The organism is Listeria grandensis FSL F6-0971, assembly GCF_000525835.1.
GTDB classification, from domain to species: domain Bacteria; phylum Bacillota; class Bacilli; order Lactobacillales; family Listeriaceae; genus Listeria_A; species Listeria_A grandensis.
Genome location: NZ_AODD01000042.1, coordinates 1 through 2,815 on the forward strand (window position 1 = coordinate 1; position 2,815 = coordinate 2,815).

General features: G+C 45.2%; 1 protein-coding gene and 16 tRNA genes. All 17 read left to right on the plus strand.

Annotated elements, in window-relative coordinates:
- Positions 1-72 (plus strand) — tRNA-Arg (locus PGRAN_RS15100).
- 4 nt (positions 73-76) lie between these two features.
- Positions 77-153, plus strand: a tRNA-Pro gene (locus PGRAN_RS15105).
- Between the two features lie 11 nt (positions 154-164).
- Positions 165-240: transfer RNA gene (locus PGRAN_RS15110), tRNA-Ala, on the plus strand.
- Between the two features lie 37 nt (positions 241-277).
- Positions 278-351: transfer RNA gene (locus tag PGRAN_RS15115), tRNA-Met, on the plus strand.
- Between the two features lie 12 nt (positions 352-363).
- A tRNA-Ile gene (locus tag PGRAN_RS15120) sits at positions 364-437 on the plus strand.
- A gap of 25 nt (positions 438-462) precedes the next feature.
- Positions 463-552, plus strand: a tRNA-Ser gene (locus PGRAN_RS15125).
- Between the two features lie 41 nt (positions 553-593).
- A tRNA-Met gene (locus tag PGRAN_RS15130) sits at positions 594-667 on the plus strand.
- A gap of 4 nt (positions 668-671) precedes the next feature.
- A tRNA-Asp gene (locus PGRAN_RS15135) sits at positions 672-744 on the plus strand.
- A 10-nt stretch (positions 745-754) separates the two neighbouring features.
- A tRNA-Phe gene (locus tag PGRAN_RS15140) sits at positions 755-827 on the plus strand.
- A 28-nt stretch (positions 828-855) separates the two neighbouring features.
- A tRNA-Thr gene (locus tag PGRAN_RS15145) sits at positions 856-931 on the plus strand.
- Positions 932-945: 14 nt separating this feature from the next.
- A tRNA-His gene (locus PGRAN_RS15150) sits at positions 946-1,018 on the plus strand.
- 24 nt (positions 1,019-1,042) lie between these two features.
- Positions 1,043-1,113 (plus strand) — tRNA-Gly (locus PGRAN_RS15155).
- A 14-nt stretch (positions 1,114-1,127) separates the two neighbouring features.
- Positions 1,128-1,204: transfer RNA gene (locus PGRAN_RS15160), tRNA-Ile, on the plus strand.
- Between the two features lie 6 nt (positions 1,205-1,210).
- Positions 1,211-1,283 (plus strand) — tRNA-Asn (locus tag PGRAN_RS15165).
- 19 nt (positions 1,284-1,302) lie between these two features.
- Positions 1,303-1,393: transfer RNA gene (locus PGRAN_RS15170), tRNA-Ser, on the plus strand.
- Positions 1,394-1,423: 30 nt separating this feature from the next.
- Positions 1,424-1,495: transfer RNA gene (locus PGRAN_RS15175), tRNA-Glu, on the plus strand.
- 85 nt (positions 1,496-1,580) lie between these two features.
- On the plus strand, positions 1,581-2,747 hold the full coding sequence (locus PGRAN_RS15180) for an MFS transporter (RefSeq protein ID WP_036068519.1): 1,167 nt from the start codon (positions 1,581-1,583) through the stop codon (positions 2,745-2,747).
- Positions 2,748-2,815 lie beyond the last annotated feature (68 nt).

The following is a 2,815-nucleotide window of genomic DNA, read 5'->3' on the forward strand; positions in this document are numbered from 1 at the left end:
GCCCGTAGCTCAACTGGATAGAGTACTTGACTACGAATCAAGCGGTTAGAGGTTCGAATCCTCTCGGGCGCACTTTCGGGAAGTAGCTCAGCTTGGTAGAGCACTTGGTTTGGGACCAAGGGGTCGCAGGTTCGAATCCTGTCTTCCCGACCATTAAAAATGAAGGGGCCTTAGCTCAGCTGGGAGAGCGCCTGCTTTGCACGCAGGAGGTCAGCGGTTCGATCCCGCTAGGCTCCACCAATTATTTATTAATTAAAGGTACAATATTTTCCATGATGGCGGTGTAGCTCAGATGGCTAGAGCATTCGGTTCATACCCGAAAGGTCGTGGGTTCGACTCCCTCCGCCGCTACCTTTTATTTTTGGACCTTTAGCTCAGTTGGTTAGAGCAGACGGCTCATAACCGTCCGGTCGCAGGTTCGAGTCCTGCAAGGTCCACCTATCACTTGTTTCATTATATCGTGGAGGAATACCCAAGTTTGGCTGAAGGGATCGGTCTTGAAAACCGACAGGCGGGTAAGACCGCGCGGGGGTTCGAATCCCTCTTCCTCCTTTTCTACTTAGTGATTTGTGGATTAAATTTAATATTATTGTCGCGGGGTGGAGCAGTCTGGTAGCTCGTCGGGCTCATAACCCGAAGGTCGCAGGTTCAAATCCTGTCCCCGCAATTGTGGTTCCGTGGTGTAGGGGTTAACATGCCTGCCTGTCACGCAGGAGATCGCGGGTTCAAATCCCGTCGGGACCGCTTTACATATGGCTTGGTAGCTCAGTTGGTAGAGCACTTGATTGAAGCTCAAGGTGTCGGCAGTTCGATTCTGTCCCAAGCCACCTTTTAAATTATGATATTATATCTTAAGCCGGCTTAGCTCAGTTGGTAGAGCAACTGATTTGTAATCAGTAGGTCGCGAGTTCGACTCTTGCAGCCGGCACCATATTAGCAATAGCGGCGGCTATGGCGAAGTGGTTAACGCACCTGATTGTGGTTCAGGCATGCGTGGGTTCGATTCCCACTAGCCGCCTTTATAGTTCTTACTTTGGATGATGCGGGTGTAGTTTAGTGGTAAAACTACAGCCTTCCAAGCTGTTGTCGTGGGTTCGATTCCCATCACCCGCTCTTTTATTTTTTATGGGCCTATAGCTCAGCTGGTTAGAGCGCACGCCTGATAAGCGTGAGGTCGATGGTTCGAGTCCATTTAGGCCCACCATATTATTCCACAGTAGCTCAGTTGGTAGAGCAATCGGCTGTTAACCGATCGGTCGCAAGTTCGAGTCTTGCCTGTGGAGTTTGCAAGTTGTTTATATTGGGGAAGTACTCAAGTGGCTGAAGAGGTGCCCCTGCTAAGGGTATAGGTCGTTAACGCGGCGCGAGGGTTCAAATCCCTCCTTCTCCGCCAGTATAAAAGATGCGAAATTTAATTTATAAGGGCCCGTTGGTCAAGCGGTTAAGACACCGCCCTTTCACGGCGGTAACACGGGTTCGAATCCCGTACGGGTCATCGCTGATTAAAAAGAACAATGTCATGTTAGTGGCATTGTTCTTTTTATTGCAAAAATAGGTATTTGGAGGATAGGCGCGACATGATAGGTAATAGGTTTAAATTTTGGATTTTGACGGTTGTAGTTGCTATTTCTGGCTTATCTCAAGGGTTGTTGTTGCCATTAATCTCAATTATTTTTGAGGAAAATGGTATTTCTTCGGGCTTAAATGGGTTCCATGCTACGGGGATATATATTGGGGTATTATTAGTATCTCCATTTATCGAGTCACCTTTGCACAGGTTTGGTTATAAAGCGATTATTATCGTGGGTGGTGGGATTGTGGCCATTGCGCTTTTGTTGTTTCCACTATGGTTTAATTTGTATTTTTGGTTTCTGTTGCGTTTATTGATTGGAGTGGGAGATCATATGTTGCATTTTTCTTCGCAGACGTGGATTGGTGCAATGAGTCATCCTGCAAAACGTGGACGGAATATGGCTGTATATGGATTATTTTTCTCGTTAGGATTTGCAATTGGGCCGCAATTGGTTAATTTGATGGCTGTTAATGTGAATTTGCCTTTCCTTGTATCAGGAATAATGGTTATTATTGCCTGGGGACTTGTGTGGTTCTTGAAAAATGATTTTGTTGCAGAAAGTGATGGGATTCGTGAGATTTCGTTTTTTTGTAGCTTGAAGCGATTCTCAGATGTCTTTCGTTTAGCTTGGATTGCTATGATTCCACCGTTTGTTTATGGTATTTTAGAGACGGCTCTTAATGCTACTTTTCCGATTGTGGGTTTGCGGGACGGGATTCCGCAGGCGATGGTTGTGACGATTATCTCTTCGTTTTCGGTGGGGACGATTTTATTTCAAGTCCCAATCGGGATTTTGAGTGATAGGCTTGGAAGGGCCAGGGTGTTGCCGGTTTTTGTTGGAGCGGGCGCGGCTGTGTTTTTTGTGACGGCTTTTGTGAGTAATAGTATTTTATTGGTTGTTATGTTTTTTATTTTGGGTATTTTATTGGGATCTATGTACTCACTCGGATTGTCATATATGACGGATTTGACGCCGCTTACGCTACTTCCTGCGGGTAATATTTTGGTAGGAATGAGCTTTAGTTTGGGGAGCATTATTGGCCCTTCAGCGACGGGAATTATGATTGGGTTGTTTGGGAATGATATTTTTTATTTTGTTATTACGGGGCTCTTGCTTGTGGCTTTCTTAGCTTTGTTTTTGGGGAATATGCAGAAAAATTCTTCTTTAGGATAATTTTTTAGTTGACAGGAATTTGGTGGGATGGTAATATAAGTTCAATACATTCGAACTGGATGTAATTT